The sequence below is a fragment of the Cupriavidus mimosae genome, from assembly GCF_023952485.1.
Taxonomy (GTDB): domain Bacteria; phylum Pseudomonadota; class Gammaproteobacteria; order Burkholderiales; family Burkholderiaceae; genus Cupriavidus; species Cupriavidus taiwanensis_C.
The window spans coordinates 13832-32261 of sequence record NZ_JALHRY010000004.1 but is presented as its reverse complement, the minus strand read 5'-3'; the positions used below and the strand labels follow the sequence as shown (position 1 = coordinate 32261).

The window sequence follows — 18430 nt, the reverse complement described above, 5'->3', positions numbered from 1 at the left end:
ACGCTCCTTTACAGCACGAAGATCGATGAGCCGGTGGTCTTGCGCGACTCCAGGTCGCGGTGGGCCTGGACCGCATCCTGCAGCGCGTAGCGCTGGTTGATGCCGATGCGCAGCCGCCCGGCGGCCACGTGGCCGAACACTTCCGCGGCCAGTTCAGCCTTCTCGGCGGGATCGGCGATGTAGTCGGCCAGCGCCGGACGGGTCAGGTAGAGCGAACCTTTGCGCGCCAGCAGTTGCGGATCGAACGGCGGGATCGTGCCCGAGGCGGTGCCGACGCAGACCATCAGCCCGCGCCGCCTGAGCGAATCCAGCGAGCCCTGGAAGGTGCTGCGGCCGACGCTGTCGAACACCACCGATACGCCCGTGCCGTCGGTCAGTTCGCGCACCCGCGTTGCCACGTCCTCGCGGCTGTAGTCGATGACGTGGTCGCAGCCATGCGCGCGCGCCAGCTCGGCCTTGGCTTCGGTCGAGACCGTGCCGATCACGGTCAGGCCGAGCAGCCTGGCCCATTGCGAGACGATCAGTCCCACCCCGCCGGCGGCCGCGTGCAGCAGGATGGTCTCGCCGCCGCTGAACGGATAGATGCGGCGCATCAGGTAGGCCGAGGTCAGGCCGCGCATGGTCATCGCCGCGGCAGTCTCGAAGGAAATCGCATCCGGCAGGCGGATCAGCGGCGCGGCGGGCACCAGACGCTCCGTGCTGTACGCGCCCAATGTGTTGGTGAAGCCGGTATAGGTGACGCGATCGCCCTCCGAAATGTGGGTCACGCCGGGGCCGACGGCCTGCACCACCCCGGCAGCCTCCACGCCCATGCCGCTGGGCAGCGGCACCGGGTAGGTGCCGTTGCGGAAGTAAGTGTCGGCATAGTTGAGCCCGACCGCGACGTGGCGGATCCGTACCTCGCCCGGGCCCGGATCGCCGACTTCGGCGTCCTCGTAGCGGAGGACTTCGGGGCCCCCGGTCTCATACATGCGAATGGCTTTGGCCAAAGCTGTCTCCTGATTGTGGTGTCCTGCCCGCGCCGCTATCATTGGCGCGGCGCAGTCGATTGTCAGACAGCCGGGCCGCAGCGCCCTTGACCGATCGCGCCAGGATTTGCCATTTGACGACGGACACGACCAACGCCCCCACCCACTCTCGCGGCAGCCCCATGACCGTCCTTGTTCGCAGCGCATCGCTGACCAAATACCTGGGCATTGCCCGGGGCGCGGGCCTGGATCCGGTGCAGATGGTGGCCCGGGCCGGCCTGGACCAGGCGTGCCTGTACACGCCCGACCTGCGCATTCCCGAGCAGCGCCTGGCGCAAGTGCTGGAGACCTCGGCGCGCGAGACCAGCTGCCATTCGCTGGGCCTGATGGTGGGGGAATCGTGGCGCCTGTCGGACTTCGGCCCGGTCAGCCTGCTGTTGCAGCATCAGCCCACGCTGCGCGACGCGCTGGCCGAGATCGAGCGCTACCGCCACTGGCTGAGCGACTCGATCGCCATCCTGGTCACCGAGCATCGCGGTGTCGCGGTGCTGCACGTGACGCTGCAGACCGGGCGGCAACAGCCCGGCCGGCAGGCGATGGAGCTGACCGTGGCCGCATTGCACAGCCTGATCCGCGCCATCCTGGGCGAGTCGTGGATGCCGCACAGCGTGCATTTCGCGCATGCGGCGCCGGCCGACCTGCGCATCCACCGGCGCCTGTTCGGGCCGCGCATCGAATTCGGTTCAGACTTCGACGGGCTGGTGCTTGCCAGCGGCGACCTGGACCGCGTCAATCCCCTGGCCGATGCCAGCCTGGCCGGGTACGCGCGGGGTTTCCTCGACCTGCAGCCGGGGGCCGGCAAGCCCTCCCTCGCCGCGGACGTGCGGCGCACCCTCAACCAGTTGCTGCCGCGCGGACGCGGTGCGGTGGAACAGGTCGCGCAAAGCCTGGGCACCAGCCCGCGCACGCTGCAGCGCCAGCTGGAACAGGATGGCCTGACGTTCTCCGCACTGGTAAATGAAGTGCGCCGCGAACTGGCGCAACGCCATCTGCAGGATCCGCGGCGGCCGCTGGCGCAGGTCGCCACGCTGCTTGGGTTTTCGGAACCGAGCGCATTCTCGCGCTGGTTCGCGGCGCAGTTCGGCAAGTCGCCGACGCGCTGGCGCCAGCACGGCGCCTGAGGCGGACCGCTTACTTCAGGTACTTCATCGTGGCCACGCCGGTGGCCACCAGCAGCGCGCCATCCAGCCACACCTCGGCCCGTGAAAAGAAGATCGAACGCCCGCGGCGGTCGACCATCCCTTTCGCCGTCAGCAACTCTCCGGTCCCGTTGCTGAGGAAGTTCGATGTCAGCGACAGCGTGACCGCGTGCCGCGGGCTTTCGCCCGGCGCCGAGTAGAGCCCCGCATAGCCGGTGGCGGCATCGAGCAAGGTGCAGATCGTGCCGCCATGCACGACGCGGCTGCGGTTGAGCATATTGGGCGCGAGTGGCAGTTCCAGCTCGACATAGTCGTCGCGCCAATGGGTGATCCTGACCCCGATGCTTTCCAGTGCCGGATTGTCGAGGCTGTATGCCTCGCCCTTACATGCTGCCATTGCCGCGTCCATCGCCCAGATTTCCCTTTGCTTGATCAAGCCTCCTTTCTGCGCGATCTGCGTGTTTCCGACAATCTGTATTTCGCAAACCGGACCTTCCGCCTGCATGAATCCGGGCATGCGCCGCCGCACGCGCGGCTTTGACTCGGCCTGCAGAACGACCTAGGCTAGGTAGGCTTACCGCGCACTCGGCCACGCGCCAGGTGACGTACCGGCGATGTCGCGAGGTCCGCCAGGACCAGGGAGGGGCTCACCATGAACATGCGGCCAGATCCGACGTTTCACGCCTCGCCGGAGCTTGCGATCCACGCGCCAGCGGAATCCTTTGCTTACACGGTGCTGCTCAGCCCCGGCGGCGCGCAGCCCGACGCGCTCGCGGTAATCGACGTCAAGCCCGGATCGCCGACCTACAGCCAGGTGGTGCATACCGTGCCGATGACGCACCAGGGCGATGAACTCCATCACTTCGGCTGGAACGCCTGTTCGTCGGCGCTGTCGCCGCTGACCGGCCATGCGTTTCTGGAGCGGCGCTACCTGATCATCCCCGGGATGCGCTCGTCGCGCCTGTATATCGTCGACACCAAGCCGCATCCGACCCAGGCGCGCATCCACAAGATCGTCGAGCCCGACGAGATCTTCCGCAAGACCGGCTATTCGCGGCCGCATACCGTGCACTGCGGCCCGGAAGGCATCTATGTCAGCACGCTGGGCGGCGGCGGGCCGGACGGCACGGACGGCGCGCCCGGCATCTTCATCATGGACTGCGAAACCTTCGAGGTGCTGGGCCGCTGGGAGATCGACCGCGGCGAGCAGCAGAAGCACTACGACTTCTGGTGGAACCTGCCGCGCGACTACATGGTGTCGAGCGAATGGGCCCTGCCCCCGCAGTTCGAGAACGGGCTGGTGCCCGAGGATTTGCTGGGCAACCGCTACGGCCACAAGCTGCATTTCTGGGACCTGCGCGCACGGCGCAACGTGCAGACCATCGACCTCGGCGCCAATCACCAGATGGCGCTGGAAGTGCGGCCCGCGCATGATCCGGTGCGCGAGTACGGCTTCGTCGGCGTGGTGGTCGACACCACCAACCTGGAAGGCTCGATCTGGACCTGGTGGCGCGAAGATGGCAAGTTTCACGCCGAGAAGACGGCGACGATCCCGGCCGAGCCCGCCGATGCCAGCCAGCTGCCGCCACTGCTGCAAGGCTTCGGCGCGGTGCCGCCGCTGGTGACCGATATCGACTTGTCGCTGGACGACAAATTTCTCTATGTGTCGTGCTGGGGCACGGGCGAGATGCGCCAGTACGACGTCACCGATCCGCGCAAGCCCCGGCTGGCGGGCTCGGTCCATCTTGGCGGCATGGTCCGCCGCACCCCGCATCCCAACGGCAAGCCCTTCGCCGGCGGCCCGCAGATGGTGGAGATCAGCCGCGACGGCGAGCGTGTCTACTGGACCAACTCGCTGTATTCCACCTGGGACCAGCAGTTCTACCCCGACGGCATTCCCGGCGCGCAGGTCATGGCCCGCGCCGGAGCGGACGGCGGCCTGACGCTGGCCGAAGATTACTGGGTCGAGTTTCCCGAAGGCTACCGCGCGCACCAGATCCGGCTGGAAGGCGGCGACTGCTCGACCGATTCGTTTTGCTATCCCTCGGCCAGGGCTTGAGCGGGCACGACTGGGAACAGCTTGGCCTGTGGTCGGCGGTGCTGGCCAGCGGGCTCTATCACGGCGTCAATCCGGCGATGGGATGGCCGCTGGCAGTATCGAACGGCCTGCTGGCGCACAGCGGCCGCGCCCTGCTTGCGGCGCTGGGGTACCTGGCGGTCGGGCACGCGCTGGCGGTGCTGGCGGTGACGCTGCCGTTCGGCGTGCTGGCCGCGCTGGTCGCCTGGCAGGCGCAGATCCGCATCGGCGCCAGCGTGCTGCTGATCGGCGGCGGCATCGCGCTGCTGCTCAGGCGCGCCCATCCGCGCGCACTGGTGCGCATCGCGCCCTCGCGCCTGGCACTGTGGTCGTTCGCGGTGGCGATCGCGCATGGCGCCGGGCTGATGCTGGTGCCGATCTATCTTGGCCTGTGCCGCACCGATAGCGAGCCGGGGCACCAGGCGGCCGCCACGCTTGCCGGTGCCAACCTGGGCATGGCGCTGGCCGTCGCGCTGCTGCATACGCTGGCCATGTTTGCCATGGGCGGCGGCATGGCGTGGCTGGTCTACCGCTACCTGGGGCTGCAGTTCGTTTCGCGCAGCTGGTTCAACCTGGAGGCGGTCTGGGCCCTCAGCCTCATCCTGGTGGGGATGCTGGCGCTGGGGCTTGAAGCCTTTGGCTAGGCGCCAGGCTCAGCCGGCCAGTCGCGCCGCCAGCCGCCCGCGCGTGATGGCCGCGATCTGCGCCAGCGCCTCGTCCAGTTCCTGCTGCGTGCTGCGGCCGATGCGGCGCTCGAACGCGGCAAAGATACCTTCGCGGGTGTAGTGGCGCACGCAGATGATGAAGGGGAAGCCGTGGCGGGCCTGGTAGTCGGCGTTGAGCTGGTCCAGCGCGGCCTCCTGCTGCACCGACATCGCATCCAGTCCGGCGCTCTTCTGTTCGGCATTGGAATCCGCCGTCATGGTGCCCGCGCGGATATTGCGCGCCGACAGCTGCGGATGCAGGTTCAGGAAATCGCACTGGCGCGGCGCATCGAGCTTGCGCACCACGTCCATCATCGCGCCATGCAGCGCCGCCACCGAGGCGAACGGCCGCTGCGCCCATGCGCCTGCCGCGGCCTGCGGAAAGTGTTCGAACACGCTGCCGAAGGCCTCGGCAAAGGCCGCTTCGTCCAGGGCGTTGACCGACGCCAGGTCGAGGGGGTGAGACATGGAGGCTTCTCCCGTAGGGATTCCCGCAAGGGCAATCGTTGAATACGGGGCCGAGTATAGGAACGCCTCGCCGCAGCGGCGAGAGCCCGCGCCCTATAGATCGCATAACAGAAACCGATACCGCTAACGATGCATGTCGCGCAGGTCGCGCAGTGCCTGCGAGGCCGCGCTCAGCATGCCGCGCAACCACACGTGCGCGGCCGAGCGGTGGCGCGACGGATGCCACAGCTGGTAGAAGCGCATGAAGGGAAACTCGATCGGCGGCTCCAGCACCGCCAGCGGCACATGCTGCGCATGGTAGTTGGCGAAATGGCGCGCCGTGGTCAGGATCAGGTCGGTGCCGGGAATCAGGCTGGGCGCGAGGTTGAAGTAAGGACAGCTGATCCGGTTGTCGCGGTGCACGCGCATGGTGCTCAGGCCTGCATCCACCAGTCCGCGCTGGTCGCGCGAATACGGCGTCGGCACGATATGCGATGCGCCCAGGTAGGCCTGCGCGGTGAACTTGCCGGGCTGCGCGTGCACGCTGTCCTGCGCCACCACGCATACCACCTCGTCTTCCAGCAGCACCGACAGGTGCAGGTGTTCGGGCGGATTGGGCCAGTTGCCGATCACGATATCGACCGCGCCCGCCGACAGCGCCTGCTCATAGTCGAAGCTGGTCCCCAGCGGCAGCGCCGACAGCCGCGCATGCGGCGCGGCGCGGCGCACGGCGCGCACCACATGCGCAAAGAACGGCGGCGCCAGGTAGTCCGGCATCGCCACCACGAAGCTCTGCTCGGTGGTGGCCGGGTCGAAGCGGTCGTCCGACACCAGCAGGTTGTCCAGCGCGCTGAGCGCGGCCTGCGCGTTGCGCGCCAGCTGCAGCGCACGTTCGGTCGGCACCATCACGTTCTTCTCGCGCGTCAGGAGCGGGTCGTTGAAGATCGCGCGCAGGCGCTTGAGCGCGGCGCTGATGGCCGGCTGCGACTGGTTCAGGCGGATCGCCGTGCGCGACACGCTCTGCTCGGCGATCAGGATGCACAGCACGCGCAGCAGGTAGGTGTCGAACGGGTCGTCGGCGCGAATCATGTTGGGTCCGTGGCAGGGGAACAAAAGAAAGCATGGCGGGTGCGGCTGCCGCCGCTCGCGGCGGCGCGGGCACGTCCGGCCATGGCGACTTTGTAGCGTGTCGCGCACCGCACGGCAACCGGTGGAACCCGCACAGGCGCCGCCGCGCCGCGCGCGCGGCATCCCTGCAGCGGGCCGATCAGGGTAATCCATAGGTCCGCCGGCAGCCGCCGCGGATGTCCGCAAACCCGCGCCAGGCAAGGGTTGGCGGCCCATATCGGCGCTGCTATGGGGCCTATACCAGCCCCCTCGTTTCGCATCGGCGGGCCATTCATATACTTGCTCCCAACCCGGCGGACCGCATGCACCGCCACCAGGCCGCGGCCTGGCAGAACACCACAAGACAGGAGACATCATGTCGATCACGAAACAAGGGGTACCGGTCTTCGCCGGTACCGCCGAAGACGCCGAGGACAGCGTCTACCGCAAAGTTACCTGGCGCCTGCTGCCCTTCCTCGGGGTGTTGTGGGTGCTGGCGTGGCTGGACCGCGTCAACATCGGCTTCGCCAAGCTGCAGATGCTGGACGCGCTGCGCTTCAGCGAGGCCGTGTACGGGCTCGGCGCGGGCATCTTCTTCCTGGGCTACTTCTTCTTCGAAGTGCCGTCGAACATGCTGCTGCAGAAGATCGGCGCCAAGAAGACCATCATGCGCATCACCATCTGCTGGGGCGTGATCTGCATGCTGCAGAGCTTCGTCACCACGCCCACGCAGTTCTACATCCTGCGCTTCCTGCTGGGCGCGTTCGAGGCCGGCTTCTACCCCGGCGTGATCCTGTACCTGACCTACTGGTATCCGTCGCAGCGCCGCGCGCGCGCCTTCGGCACCTTCATGTCGGCATCCGCCATCGCCGGCGTGCTGGGCGGCCCGCTGGCCGGCTGGATCATGACCGGCATGGCGGGTGTCAACGGCATGCACGGCTGGCAATGGCTGTTCATCCTGGAGGGCATCCCGTCGGTGCTGGCCGGCATCTTTGCCTGGTTCTACATGACCGACAAGCCCGAGCAGGCGCACTGGCTGTCCGAGGCCGAGAAGCGCGTGGTGCAGGACGCGCTCAAGCGCGACCACGCCGCCATGGGCGAGCGTGGCGATGACTGGCGCGCGCTCTTCACCAACCCCAAGGTCTGGCTGCTGATCGCGATCTTCTTCTGCCTGCTGTGCGCCAACTCGACGCTGACCTTCTGGATCCCGACCATCATCAAGGACGTGGGCTTCACCACGCCGATGGCGGTGGGCTGGATCGCCGCGGTGGCCTACCTGTGCGGCGCCGCCGGCATGATCCTCAACGGCGCGCATTCCGACCGCCGCAATGAAGTGCGCTGGCACTTCAGCGGCGCGGCGCTGGTCGGCGGCGGTGCCATGGCCGTGCTGGCGGTGCTGCTGGGCGCGCAGGTGCTGTCGCCGGTGATCGCGCTGCTGGCCATGACCGCCGCGCTGGTCGGCACCATGAGCGCGATCCCGGTGTTCTGGCAACTGCCCAACCGCTACCTGGCCGGCAGCGCCGCCGCGGTGGGCGTGGCGCTGATCAACTCGGTGGCCAACCTGGCCGGCTTCGGTGCCCCGTACGTGATGGGGCTGGTCAAGAACACCACCGGCAAGCTCACCTCCGGGCTGTACCTGGTGGCGGTGATCGAAGTGCTGGCCGCGGTGCTGGTGCTGGTGGGCATCCGCCAGCTGCGCGGCAAGACCCCACCGGCAACTGTACGTTAAGGAGCCTGAGATGGACGACCATACCTTTGATCCTGCGCGCCGGCGCTTCGCGCTGCAATCGATGACGCTGGGCGGCGGCGCGCTGCTGGCCGGCGCCAGCTGGGGCGCCACGCCGGATGCGCCGGCGCCGAACCAGACCGCGGCGCCGGTGCAGCAAGGCGGGCTGAGCCCGCGCCTGACGCTGCATGCGCTGGACACCTACCACGGCACGCCCGCGGCCGGCATGCGCGTGGAGATGTTCCGCATCGACAATGGCCAGCGCGTGCCGCTGCAGACCGTCACGCTGGCCGCCAACGGCCGCAGCGAGCCGCCGCTGCTGATCGGCGACAGCTACCGCACCGGCACCTACGAGCTGATCCTGCACGCCGACGAATACTTCGCCGCGCGCAAGGCCAGCCTGCCGCAACCGTCGTTCCTGTCGAAGATTCCGCTGCGCGTGCGCGTCACCGACGCCGGCCAGCGCATCCACCTGCCCGTGCTGTTCGGGCCGTGGAGCTACAACTACTACCGCGGCAGCTGAGCGCGCGGCCCAATCCGGAGAGATCGCATCATGGCAGGTATCAGCACCCATGTGCTCGACGTATCGCTGGGCCGCCCGGTGGCCGGCATGCAGGTCGAGCTGTTCGACGTCGCGGTACAGCCGCCCCGGCTGCTCGCGCGCACCCGCACCAATCACGACGGCCGCACCGACGCGCCGATGCTGCCGCCGGCGCAGGCGCGCACCGGCGAGTTCGAACTGCGCTTCTGGGTGGCGGATTACTTCCGCACCCCCGACGTGTTCGCCGACATCGTGCCGGTGCGCTTCACCATCGCGGATGCCGCGCAGCACTACCATGTGCCGCTGCTATGTTCGCCGTGGAGCTTCGGCACCTATCGCGGCAGTTGAGCACCAGGGCGCAGGCCCGCGTCTACCGCGGCTTGCGCACCTCCGCCTCGTCGTGCGACAGCGCCTTGCCGTCGCCGGAGCGCGGCATCATCGGCGGCACCGGCTTGCCGGTGCGCTTTTCCACCAGTTGCGAGCGGCGCTCGCCGCGCGCGAACAGGTGGTGTTCCCCCCACTGGCGCAACGCCACCACGATGGGGAACAGGCTCTCTCCCATTTCCGTCAGCACGTACTCCTGGTAGGCACTGCCATCCGAGGCCGGCCGCGTCGCCAGGATGCCGGCTTCCACCAGCCGGCGCAAACGGTCGGACAGGATATTGCGCGCCACCGCCAGGCTGCGCTGGAAGTCGCTGAAGCGGTGCATGCCGTCAAAGGCATCGCGCACGATCATCAGCGACCAGCGGTCGCCGACCAGCGCCAGCGCGCGCGCCACGGGGCAGGTGTCTTCGCTCGGGTCCTTGCGGGTGACCATGTCTGGCTAGCCTTGGGCGCATCGCCCGCTGTCAAAGTAGTTGCATTTTAAAACCAGCCGGCTTACGCTTCAACTGGTTTTGATTTGCAACCACTTGGACGCGATATGGAAACCTGCTCGCGCGCACCGGATACGGCATCGCCCACCGTCCCCGCCGTCCCCACCATCCCCACCGCTCGCCCCGCGGCCTTGCCCGCACCGCTGTCGCGCGCCGCGGTGCTGCTGTTCGCCTGCGCCAGCGGGCTGAGCGTGGCCAACGTCTATTACGCGCAGCCGCTGCTGGACGCGCTGATGGCGGATTTCCACATCGGCGCCGCCGCCATTGGCGGCGTGGTCACTGCCACCCAGGCCGGCTGCGCGCTGGCGCTGCTGTTGCTGGTGCCGCTCGGCGACCTGCTGCCGCGCCGCCGCCTGATGCTGGCGCAGGTGCTGGCGCTGGCCGGAGCGCTGGCCGTGGTGGCGCTGGCTCCATCGGTCCCCGTGCTGCTGGCGGGGATGCTGCTGACCGGCCTGCTCGGCACCGCCATGACGCAGGGACTGATCGCGTATGCGGCCGCCGCGGCGGCGCCACGGGAACGCGGGCACGTGGTCGGCACCGCGCAGGGCGGCGTGTTTGCCGGCTTGCTGCTGGCGCGCGTGGTCGCCGGCGGCGTCAGCGACCTGGCTGGATGGCGCAGCGTCTATGTCTGCGCCGCCGCTGCCATGCTGGTGCTGGCCTTGCTGCTGTGGCGCTCTCTGCCGCTGCTGCCGGGCCCCGCACAGCGGATGCGCTATGCCAGCCTGGTGGGGTCGATGTTCGCGCTGCTGCGCCGCGACCGGGTCCTGCAGATCCGCGGCATGATCGCGCTGCTGATGTTCGCCGCGTTCAATATCTTCTGGAGCGCGCTGGTGCTGCCGCTGAGCGCCCCGCCCTACCAGCTGTCGCACACCGCCATCGGCGCCTTCGGGCTGGTCGGCGCGGCCGGTGCGCTGGCCGCGGCGCGCGCGGGGCGCTGGGCCGACCAGGGCCTCGGACAGCGCACCACATGCGCGGCGCTGGTGCTGCTGGTGGCCGCCTGGCTGCCGCTGTCATGGCTGGGCACCTCGTTGTGGCCGCTGGCGCTGGGCATCGTGCTGCTCGATCTGGGCGGCCAGGCCATCCACGTCACCAACCAGAGCATGATTTTCCGCGCCGACGCCACCGCGCACAGCCGGCTGGTCGGCGCGTACATGCTCTTCTATGCGACCGGCAGCGGCCTGGGCGCGCTTGCCGCCACGGCGACCTATGACGTTGCGGGATGGCGCGGCGTGTGCATGCTGGGCGCGGGGGTCAGCTTGCTGGCGCTGTTGTTCTGGGCCGGCACGCGGCGATGGATGGCGGCGCGCTGCTGACCAGTGCCAGCGGGGGCGCAACACCCGGCCGGTTCACTCGGGCTTGATGCCCGCGGCCTTGATCACCTTCGCCCATTTCACGGTTTCGCTGCGCACGAAGGCCGCCAGTTCCTCGGGCGTTGACGGCGAGGGTTCGCCGCCGCTGCGGGCAAAGTATTCGGCGGCAGCCGGACCGGTCAGTCCGTTGCGCATCAGGCCGCTCATGCGATCCACCACCGGCTTTGGCGTCCCGGCCGGGAAGAAGGCTGCCGCCCACGCCACCATCTCATAGCCCGGCAGGCCGCTCTCGGCCATGGTCGGCACATCCTTCAGCACCGGATTGCGGCGCGCGGTGGTCACGGCGACAGCGCGCAGCTTGCCACCCTGGATCAACGGCATGGCTGGCGATACATCACTGATCATGAAGTCGACCTGGTGTCCCATCAGGTCGGTGAGGGCCAGCGGCACGCCCTTGTACGGCACGTGCAGCGCCTGCACGCCGGCCAGCATCTTGTAGAGCTCGCTGGCGATGCGGGTGGACGAACTGCCGCTCGCAAACGTGAGGGCCCCTTGCCTGGCCCGCGCCAGCTCGGTCAGGTCCGCCAGCGTGCGCACCGGGCTGTCGGACGGCACCACCAGCACCAGCCCGCTCTTGACGATCAGCGATGCCGGCGCGAAATCCCTGACCGGATCGTAGGGAAGCTTCTTGAACAAGGACGCGTTGGCGGCATGCGTGGTATTGGTGGTCACCAGCATGGTGTAACCGTCGCCCGGCGCGCCGGCGGCCGCCTTGGCCGCAATGAAGCCGTTGGCGCCCGGGCGGTTGTCGACCACGACGGGCTTGCCGGTCTGCGCAGTGATGCGCTCGCCGATGAAGCGGGCGCTGCTGTCGGTGCCGCTGCCCGCCGGGAACGGCACGATCACGCGGATCGCCTTCTCAGGGTACGGGCCGGGGTCTGCGGCCCGCGCGGCCCCGATCGTTGCTGTCGCCGCCAGTGGCAGCAGCAGGCTGGCCACCGCTTTGCGCATGCATGGATGAATCATGGTTGTCTCCTCGTGCCTTTGGCATCTATTGATGGTTGGTGCGCTGGCTGCGGTCCGGGTCAGCCGCAGGCGTCGTGCGCGCGCACCAGGATGGCCTCGCACCCGCCAGCCAGCGCGGCGAAGCTGAAACGCCCGTCCTCCGGCACAAAGACCCAGTCGCCGGAATCCGCGGTGAAGCCGTGGCCGTTGATCTCGCCGCTGACCGACCCCGACTGCAGGAACAGCACCTGCTCGGTGCCCGGCACCGTATGGGCTTCGGCACCGCCAGAGGCTTGCACGGCGAGCTGGCAAATATCCAGGTGACGCGCATTGACCGTCTCGCGCGTGATAACGGGCCGGGCAAGCGCTCCGTGGTAGTGAGGCAGGCTGCGCGCCGCGGCGTGCATCGGCACCTCGCACACGGTGTCCGCGTGGGCGCGGCAGCGCGGGTCGTCCGCGCCATCGGCCACCATGGCGGCGTCGGGGTTTTCGCTGTATGGCGGCGCGTAGACCACCATGACCTGCACCGGCGCTTCGCTGACCACTTCGAAGCGGTGGAATACCCCCATCGGGTTAAAGCTCCAGTCTCCCGCACGCAGGAGGTGCGAGCGGCCCGCGCTCTCCCCAAGGCCCTCGCCCTGCAGCAGGTACGACGCCTGCTCCAGGTTCGGATGCGCATGGGGCAAGGCGCCGTGGCCGCGAGCGATCGTGCCCAGCAGCACTTCGACGCGCCGCGCGCCGACGGTCTCCCTGCCAATGACGCGCTGGTTGGCGGTGCCGGTATGGTTCGCCGGGGAATACGCGGGCACATCGGCCGCGCGCCGTACGAATGGCGATGTCATGGCTGGTCTCCTTGCTAGTCTTCTTCGCGGGCGGCGGCCTTGGGGATGGCCAGTTCGGGGTAGCGCTCGGTCAGCTGGGCTGGCATTTCCACGTCCAGGATGAAGCGGTCGCCGCGATACCAGAAGCGGCCTGCCGTCAGCACGTTGCCATCGACATCCAGCGTGGTGCGGACCATGCGCGCCACCGGTGCCGCGAAGGCGTAGTCCAGCGCGCGCGCCAGCATGGCATCGGCCGGTTCCACGGTCATGGTCTGGCGCATCATGCCAAGGCGGTCGCCCAGCTGCTGCCGCAACAGGTGGGCGATCTTGTGGTGATTCTCGGCGCCGCGCGGAAAGCTGGCGAACACCGGTTCCGCCACATACAGATCGATCAGGCAGAACGGCACACCGTCATGCACATGCAGCTTGCGCAGCATCACGTAGCGGTCCATCAACACGCCGCAAGTGGCAAGCCCGGGTGCCAGGCTCACACCCTTGCGCTTTTCCAGGATGCGGATCTCGAGATCGCCGGCGCCGACCGAGACATCATTGATCGCCGAGCGCATGCCCTCGCCGGGGCCTGACGGCGCCATGATGACGTGGGTACCCCGCCCGCGCTGGCTGCTGATCAGCCCTTCCTCGGTCAGCAGCGCATAGGCCTGCCTTACCGTGACCTTGGCAATGCCATAGGTGTGCGCAAGATGCTCCACCGTAGGCAACTGGTGCCCGACCGGATACTCGCCCGAGACGATCTTGTGGCGCAGCACGCTGGCCAGCTGGCGGTAGCGGGTCACGCCGCCGGCATTGTCGTCGCTCAGTGCAACGCCGTCGTTGGCCGCTATTTTTTGCGTGGCGCGCGTCATGGCAGCAGGCTCCGCGGTACGCGCACAGGCATGGTCAGCAGGATCTGCGCCATTCCCTTGCCCAGCGAGTCATTGCGCAGCGATGCCATGCCGCCGCCGTCAAGCGCGGATTCGCAAACGAAGTTCATCGCGTCAAAGCCCGGCAAGTCGTAGCGTGCAACGCTGCCCTTCACCAGGTGGCCCAGCCAGTCCGCCACCCGGCAGGCGGTGACTTCGGCGCGCAGCACGGGCAGGTACTCCGGCCGGCGTGCCATCAGGCCGATATTGGAGATATCGCCCTTGTCGCCGCTGCGCCCGTAGGCCAGCCGGATCAGCGGCACCTCGATGCAGTCGCCGCGGGCCGGCCCGGCGCTGGCAGCCGGCGCTTGCGCCGCTGCCGGCACGGCATCCTCTTCCGGCATGCGCGCGGCGGGACTGGCGACGGCGGTGCGCACGCCATCCATCACCACTGTGGGGGCCAACGCGGCCTTGTCCAGCAGGAATGCGTATTGCCGGATCGACGGCGATGGACTGGCGCGTCCGCCGCCCGATCCCGTGGTGCCCGGCGCCCAGCTGGTGCCGGCTGCCGCGATCTCGCGCGCGAACAGCTCCAGCGCCGCCTTCTCGGCATGCATGACCGCCAGCCGCATGATGGCCTCGCGGGTATGGCGCGTGGCCGCATGCGGCCCGAAACAGGATTCGGCGCCGAGGACTTCGACCCGGCTCCGGGTGTAGTCGCCCCAGCCGTTTTCCGCGAAGAGCCGGCGCGTGCGGGCGAGGATTGCTTCGGCCGTGCGCTCTGCCTTGGCCACGGCATCGATCCCGACGATGGTTAACTGGGCATTGCACCGGAACCCGTCCAGGTAGGTGGCGCTGACCTTGTAGCAGGGCCCCGGGGCCCGCCCCCGCGCGCCGCGCACTTCGACCAGGTTCGGCCCGGCCCGGCGCAGCGCCACCTGCGTGAAATCGCAGGTCACATCGGGCAGCAGGTAGGCCGCGGGGTCGCCGATCTCATACAGCACCTGCTCGCCCACCGTGGCGGTACTGACCAGCCCACCGGTGGCCGGCGGCTTGCCCACCAGGAAGCTGCCGTCCGCCCTGCACTCGAGCACCGGATAGCCGATGTTCGGCCAGTCGGGCACTTGCTCCCAGTCGGTATGCAGCCCGCCAGTCGCCTGGCAGCCGCATTCGATGATATGGCCGGCCAGGCTGCCCTGCGCGAGCCGGTCATAGTCGTCCGCCTGCCAGCCGAACTCGTGCATCAACACGCCCAGGGTCACGGCGCTGTCCACGCAGCGCCCGGTAATGACGATCTGCGCGCCCTGGTCCAGCGCCTGGCGGACCGGCAGCGCGCCAAGATAGGCATTGGCGCTGACCAGCTGGTCCGGCAGTGGCATGCCCTTCTGCAGGTCCGCAATGCCCGCCTGGCGCAGCGACGGCAGCAACGGCATGACATCGTCGCCCTCGACCACGGCGATGCGCACGTCGATGCCCTGCTCGGCGGCGATTGCCGCCAGCGCCTGCGCGCAGCCTTGCGGATTGATGCCGCCGGCGTTGCTGACAACGCGGATATTGCGCGCCACGATGTCGCGCAGCAGGCTCTTCATCGTCACCGTGACGAAGTCGGTGGCATAGCCAAGTTCCGGCTTGCGCAGCCGCGCCGCGGCCAGCACTGACATAGTCAGCTCGGCCAGGTAGTCGAACACCAGGTAATCGATGTCCCCATGGCGCACCAGTTGCGGCGCGCCCACGCTGCTGTCCCCCCAGAAGCCGGAGGCACCGCCGATGCGGACGGTCTTGTCATGCATGGTCCATTCTCCTTGCTTACTTGCCAGTCCAGTTCGGCTTGCGTTTTTCGCGGAAGGCGAGCTGTCCCTCGCGCGCGTCCTCGGTCATGGCGAACAGGCCGATCTGGCTTTCCGTGAATGCCATCGACTGCTCGAACGGCATGGCCTCGATGTGTTTGAGCGTGTAAAGGCCGCGCCGGATCGCCGCGGGCGATTTGTCCATCAGCCGGCGCAGCAGCCAGTCGAGCTTGCCGTCGAGGTCCGCGCTGACATGGTTGACCAGTCCGGCCGCCAGCGCGTCCTGCGCGGACAGCGGCTCGCCACACAGGCAAAGTTCATTGAGCACGCGCCGCGGCACCAGGTGCTGCAGCACGCTCAGCACCTGCGCCGGGAAGACGCCCACCTTGACCTCGGGCAGGCCGAACACCGCGCGATCGCTGGCGACCGCCAGGTCGCACATGGCCATCAGGCCCATGCCGCCGGCCATGCACGCGCCATTGACGCGCGCAACCAGCGGCACATTGGAGCGCCGCGCGCGGCGCAGCAGGTCGGCCAGCCGCTGGCCCGGCTCCGCGTAGTCGAAAGCAAAGGCCTTGCCGCTGTGCAGGTCGGCGCCCGCGCAAAAGGCCTGGTCGCCCGCGCCGGTGATGACCACGGCGCGAATGCCGGGGTCATCATTGGCACGCTCGATGCCTGCGTGCAGCCCGTCCAGCACCGCCGCATTGATGGCGTTGCGGCGCTCGGGCCGGTTGATGGTCAGCCACAGCACAGCGCTACGGACTTCGCTCAACAGTTCTTCATGCATGCTCCGCTCCCGCTTGTGCCGGTGACGGGCGCGCTTCGCAAGATGCGCCGCACGCCATCAGGCCGTCGATATCGGCTTCGCTGTAGCCGGCTTCGCGCAGCACCTCGCGGCTATGCTCGCCGAGGGAGGGCGCATGGCGACGCTGCGCCGGCGGGGTACCGTGCCATTCGCTGGGCACGGCCATTTCGCGGATGCGGCCCACCGCCGGATGGTCGGCTTCATTGAAGAAGCCAATGTCGTTCAGGTGCGGGTCATCGAGCAGCGAGGCAAAGGTGTGCATTGGAAACACCGGGATATCGGCCTCCTTCAGCAGCATCCGCCATTCCTCGGTGGAGCGCCTGGCCAGTTCGTCGCTGACCATGGCATAGAGCTCGGTAATGTGGGCGGTCCGGGTGGTCATGTCGGCAAAGCGGGGATCGCTGTCGTACAGCTCGGGCTTGCCGATGACCTTCAGGAACGCGCGCCAGTGGTGGTCGTGGTAGATCAGGCAGCAGACATGGCCGTCCAGCGTCCGGTAAGGCCGGCGCTCGGGGGACAGCAGCCGCGGATAGCCGAATCCGCCCCTGGCCGGCACGAAGGTCTCGCCATAGAGATGGTCGCCCAAGACGTAGGGCACCATGGTTTCGAACATCGGCACATCGACGCGCTGGCCGCGGCCGGTGCGCTCGCGCGCATAGAGCGCGGCGCAGATCACGCCGAAGGCATAGAGGCCCACGGAACGGTCCGCGATGGTCAGCGGCAGATAGCGCGGCATGTCGCCGGTGCCCAGGGCGACTGCCTCCGGCAAGCCGGTGGCGGCCTGGATCAGGTCATCGAAGGCCGCCTGGGGGGCATAGCGCCCGCGCTGCGAAAAGCCGAACATGCCGACATAGAGCAGCCGCGGATTGACCTGCGCCAGCGTCTCGTAGTCCAGTCCCAGGCGCTGCATGGCCTGCGGCCGCACGTTGTAGGCGAGCACGTCCGCGCTCTCGACCAGCCGCAACAACGCTTCGCGCCCCTGCGGCGACTTCAGGTCCAGCACGATGCTGCGCTTGTTGCGGTTCAGCCCCAGGAACAGCGGCCCCATCTTGTCATTGCCACCGGGCCCGATGCCGCGGGTGCTGTCGCCTGCGGGCGGCTCCACCTTGATCACGTCCGCGCCCAGGTCACCCAGCATCTGCGTGGCCGAGGGCCCCATGAATACCGCCGTGATATCCACGACCCTGACGCCAGCCAGCGCTCCAGTGCTTGTCTCCATCGTCGCTCCTGTCTTGTTTCTATAGTTCTATGTATAGAACTATATGCGAAAGAAGATCAGGGACGCAAGCGGGCGCCACGGCGTTTCGGCGGCAAGAAAGCCGTAGAATCCCCGCTGGCAACCTATCTCAAGACCGTGAAAGCCCTTTCCCGCCTCAACATCAAACCGTTCACGCTGGCCTGCGCCGCACTGCTGGCCTCCGTTTCCGTCCACGCCGCAACCACCGCAGCCCAGCCCGAGCCGGCCGGCAATACCGCGGCACCGCTGGGCCTGGAACTGGGCAAGGCCAAGTGCTCGCGCCTGTCGCCACCGCAGAACCATGCCAAAACCGGCACCTCCGAATGGGCCGGCGGCGATATGGTGGAATTGAAGCACCTCGAGCGCTTCCATCTGAACGGCCTGTCGCGCGTGGTGCTGAACTGCGATGCGCAGGATGCGGTGGCGCTGGTCACCATGACCTTCGAGCGCCCTGCCATGGAAGAGGTGCGCAGGAAGCTTGACGAACGCTATGTCCCCGTGCGCAAGACCGAAGGCGCGGCGGAGAACGGCTATGCCGAATGGAGTGCCGCCAATGGCAGCCTGGAGTTGCTCTACGGGCGCGACGGCAAGCACTTCACCGTGGCTTACTGGGCCAGGGGCGCCAAGGCCAGGTACTTCTCCTACAGCGGCGGCGGCAGGAAGCCTGCGGCCCCGCCACAGCCTGCGCCGCTGTAGCGCAGGGTCGCGGCGCGGACCTGCAGAGCCGCGTCGCCAGGCGCTCCCGGGCGTCGAAATCATCACTGCACAACTTTGATGCGCTGGATGATTCCTTTGTATGGAAGGCGCCGTCTCGCCTATGCTGTCCAGTGCGGCAACGAAAAAGAGAACCCGCGCAGCATCACATGCACTGAAAACAAGAAGGGGCAAGTCCCCACAAGCGGGAAGCGCAGCGGCTGGCGCCTCCCTGCTTTTGCCTTGGCCTGAGTCACGGGGTGGATCG

19 protein-coding genes are annotated in these 18430 nt (G+C 68.2%); 8 read left to right on the top strand and 11 right to left on the bottom strand.

Annotated features, from left to right (window positions below; all coding sequences use genetic code 11):
• Positions 1-8: 8 nt before the first annotated feature.
• A complete protein-coding gene (locus tag MKD50_RS08800; protein ID WP_115700109.1) occupies positions 9-989 on the bottom strand; it encodes a quinone oxidoreductase family protein in 981 nt (326 codons plus the stop codon).
• A 161-nt stretch (positions 990-1150) separates the two neighbouring features.
• On the opposite strand from MKD50_RS08800, the gene MKD50_RS08795 reads away from it, so the two are divergent.
• Entirely contained in the window at positions 1151-2149 is a 999-nt protein-coding gene (locus tag MKD50_RS08795) for an AraC family transcriptional regulator (protein WP_252666900.1), read from the top strand.
• A 10-nt stretch (positions 2150-2159) separates the two neighbouring features.
• Here MKD50_RS08795 and MKD50_RS08790 read toward each other — a convergent pair whose 3' ends face one another.
• Complete coding sequence (locus tag MKD50_RS08790; protein WP_240072110.1) at positions 2160-2564, bottom strand: PaaI family thioesterase; 405 nt, start codon at positions 2562-2564, stop codon at positions 2160-2162.
• 255 nt (positions 2565-2819) lie between these two features.
• Between MKD50_RS08790 and MKD50_RS08785 the strand changes: the two genes are divergently transcribed.
• Positions 2820-4226, top strand: a complete 1407-nt coding sequence (locus tag MKD50_RS08785) for a selenium-binding protein SBP56-related protein (RefSeq protein WP_240071943.1) — start codon at positions 2820-2822, stop codon at positions 4224-4226.
• The gene (locus tag MKD50_RS08780) at positions 4223-4888 is read left to right on the top strand and encodes a hypothetical protein (protein ID WP_256503689.1); all 666 of its coding nucleotides are present in this window, start codon (positions 4223-4225) and stop codon (positions 4886-4888) included. The genes MKD50_RS08785 and MKD50_RS08780 overlap by 4 nt, the downstream gene beginning before the upstream one ends.
• 9 nt (positions 4889-4897) lie before the next feature.
• Here MKD50_RS08780 and uraD read toward each other — a convergent pair whose 3' ends face one another.
• Positions 4898-5416, bottom strand: coding sequence for a 2-oxo-4-hydroxy-4-carboxy-5-ureidoimidazoline decarboxylase (uraD, locus tag MKD50_RS08775; protein WP_062803363.1), 519 nt, complete (start codon positions 5414-5416; stop codon positions 4898-4900).
• A 123-nt stretch (positions 5417-5539) separates the two neighbouring features.
• Positions 5540-6484, bottom strand: a complete 945-nt coding sequence (locus tag MKD50_RS08770; protein ID WP_115700104.1) for a LysR family transcriptional regulator — start codon at positions 6482-6484, stop codon at positions 5540-5542.
• Between the two features lie 394 nt (positions 6485-6878).
• On the opposite strand from MKD50_RS08770, the gene MKD50_RS08765 reads away from it, so the two are divergent.
• From MKD50_RS08765 to uraH, 3 genes are read left to right on the top strand one after another with little or no spacing between them, the layout of a single operon-like run.
• Entirely contained in the window at positions 6879-8231 is a 1353-nt protein-coding gene (locus MKD50_RS08765; protein WP_240071942.1) for an MFS transporter, read from the top strand.
• Positions 8232-8241: 10 nt separating this feature from the next.
• Entirely contained in the window at positions 8242-8751 is a 510-nt protein-coding gene (locus tag MKD50_RS08760; RefSeq protein ID WP_115700102.1) for a hydroxyisourate hydrolase, read from the top strand.
• Positions 8752-8781: 30 nt separating this feature from the next.
• Positions 8782-9117 (top strand): hydroxyisourate hydrolase, encoded by a 336-nt coding sequence (gene uraH, locus MKD50_RS08755; protein ID WP_012355646.1) that lies wholly within the window; start codon positions 8782-8784, stop codon positions 9115-9117.
• A 22-nt stretch (positions 9118-9139) separates the two neighbouring features.
• Here the strand turns inward: uraH and MKD50_RS08750 are convergent, their stop codons facing one another.
• Positions 9140-9586, bottom strand: a complete 447-nt coding sequence (locus tag MKD50_RS08750) for a winged helix-turn-helix transcriptional regulator (RefSeq protein ID WP_115700101.1) — start codon at positions 9584-9586, stop codon at positions 9140-9142.
• 105 nt (positions 9587-9691) lie between these two features.
• Here MKD50_RS08750 and MKD50_RS08745 point away from each other — a divergent pair, with 105 nt between their 5' ends.
• Positions 9692-10957: an MFS transporter gene (locus tag MKD50_RS08745; protein ID WP_240071941.1), complete on the top strand. Its 1266-nt coding sequence runs from the start codon at positions 9692-9694 to the stop codon at positions 10955-10957.
• A gap of 33 nt (positions 10958-10990) precedes the next feature.
• Here the strand turns inward: MKD50_RS08745 and MKD50_RS08740 are convergent, their stop codons facing one another.
• The 6 genes from MKD50_RS08740 to MKD50_RS08715 are packed head-to-tail and all read right to left on the bottom strand — an operon-like array spanning position 10991 to position 17451.
• Positions 10991-11980 carry a Bug family tripartite tricarboxylate transporter substrate binding protein gene (locus tag MKD50_RS08740; RefSeq protein ID WP_252666899.1) on the bottom strand — a complete coding sequence of 330 codons (990 nt, stop codon included), beginning with the start codon at positions 11978-11980 and terminating at the stop codon, positions 10991-10993.
• Positions 11981-12039: 59 nt separating this feature from the next.
• Positions 12040-12801 carry a cupin domain-containing protein gene (locus MKD50_RS08735; protein ID WP_115700098.1) on the bottom strand — a complete coding sequence of 254 codons (762 nt, stop codon included), beginning with the start codon at positions 12799-12801 and terminating at the stop codon, positions 12040-12042.
• A 14-nt stretch (positions 12802-12815) separates the two neighbouring features.
• Positions 12816-13643 carry a GntR family transcriptional regulator gene (locus tag MKD50_RS08730; RefSeq protein WP_252666898.1) on the bottom strand — a complete coding sequence of 276 codons (828 nt, stop codon included), beginning with the start codon at positions 13641-13643 and terminating at the stop codon, positions 12816-12818.
• Positions 13640-15430, bottom strand: a complete 1791-nt coding sequence (locus tag MKD50_RS08725; RefSeq protein WP_252666897.1) for an acyclic terpene utilization AtuA family protein — start codon at positions 15428-15430, stop codon at positions 13640-13642. The genes MKD50_RS08730 and MKD50_RS08725 overlap by 4 nt, the downstream gene beginning before the upstream one ends.
• A 16-nt stretch (positions 15431-15446) precedes the next feature.
• Positions 15447-16214, bottom strand: coding sequence for an enoyl-CoA hydratase/isomerase family protein (locus MKD50_RS08720; RefSeq protein WP_252666896.1), 768 nt, complete (start codon positions 16212-16214; stop codon positions 15447-15449).
• Positions 16207-17451 (bottom strand): CaiB/BaiF CoA transferase family protein, encoded by a 1245-nt coding sequence (locus tag MKD50_RS08715; protein ID WP_252666895.1) that lies wholly within the window; start codon positions 17449-17451, stop codon positions 16207-16209. The genes MKD50_RS08720 and MKD50_RS08715 overlap by 8 nt, the downstream gene beginning before the upstream one ends.
• 135 nt (positions 17452-17586) lie before the next feature.
• On the opposite strand from MKD50_RS08715, the gene MKD50_RS08710 reads away from it, so the two are divergent.
• Entirely contained in the window at positions 17587-18165 is a 579-nt protein-coding gene (locus MKD50_RS08710; protein WP_115700093.1) for a hypothetical protein, read from the top strand.
• The last annotated feature ends 265 nt before the right edge of the window (positions 18166-18430 follow it).

What these genes read in the sequence shown, in the direction of transcription:
- MKD50_RS08795 (WP_252666900.1), top strand. Translation starts at nt 1,151, where the DNA reads ATGACCGTCCTTGTTCGCAGCGCATCGCTGACCAAATACCTGGGCATT.
- MKD50_RS08790 (WP_240072110.1), bottom strand. Translation starts at nt 2,564, where the DNA reads ATGGCAGCATGTAAGGGCGAGGCATACAGCCTCGACAATCCGGCACTG.
- MKD50_RS08785 (WP_240071943.1), top strand. Translation starts at nt 2,820, where the DNA reads ATGAACATGCGGCCAGATCCGACGTTTCACGCCTCGCCGGAGCTTGCG.
- uraD (WP_062803363.1), bottom strand. Translation starts at nt 5,416, where the DNA reads ATGTCTCACCCCCTCGACCTGGCGTCGGTCAACGCCCTGGACGAAGCG.
- MKD50_RS08770 (WP_115700104.1), bottom strand. Translation starts at nt 6,484, where the DNA reads ATGATTCGCGCCGACGACCCGTTCGACACCTACCTGCTGCGCGTGCTG.
- MKD50_RS08765 (WP_240071942.1), top strand. Translation starts at nt 6,879, where the DNA reads ATGTCGATCACGAAACAAGGGGTACCGGTCTTCGCCGGTACCGCCGAA.
- MKD50_RS08760 (WP_115700102.1), top strand. Translation starts at nt 8,242, where the DNA reads ATGGACGACCATACCTTTGATCCTGCGCGCCGGCGCTTCGCGCTGCAA.
- uraH (WP_012355646.1), top strand. Translation starts at nt 8,782, where the DNA reads ATGGCAGGTATCAGCACCCATGTGCTCGACGTATCGCTGGGCCGCCCG.
- MKD50_RS08750 (WP_115700101.1), bottom strand. Translation starts at nt 9,586, where the DNA reads ATGGTCACCCGCAAGGACCCGAGCGAAGACACCTGCCCCGTGGCGCGC.
- MKD50_RS08745 (WP_240071941.1), top strand. Translation starts at nt 9,692, where the DNA reads ATGGAAACCTGCTCGCGCGCACCGGATACGGCATCGCCCACCGTCCCC.
- MKD50_RS08740 (WP_252666899.1), bottom strand. Translation starts at nt 11,980, where the DNA reads ATGATTCATCCATGCATGCGCAAAGCGGTGGCCAGCCTGCTGCTGCCA.
- MKD50_RS08735 (WP_115700098.1), bottom strand. Translation starts at nt 12,801, where the DNA reads ATGACATCGCCATTCGTACGGCGCGCGGCCGATGTGCCCGCGTATTCC.
- MKD50_RS08730 (WP_252666898.1), bottom strand. Translation starts at nt 13,643, where the DNA reads ATGACGCGCGCCACGCAAAAAATAGCGGCCAACGACGGCGTTGCACTG.
- MKD50_RS08725 (WP_252666897.1), bottom strand. Translation starts at nt 15,430, where the DNA reads ATGCATGACAAGACCGTCCGCATCGGCGGTGCCTCCGGCTTCTGGGGG.
- MKD50_RS08720 (WP_252666896.1), bottom strand. Translation starts at nt 16,214, where the DNA reads ATGCATGAAGAACTGTTGAGCGAAGTCCGTAGCGCTGTGCTGTGGCTG.
- MKD50_RS08715 (WP_252666895.1), bottom strand. Translation starts at nt 17,451, where the DNA reads ATGGAGACAAGCACTGGAGCGCTGGCTGGCGTCAGGGTCGTGGATATC.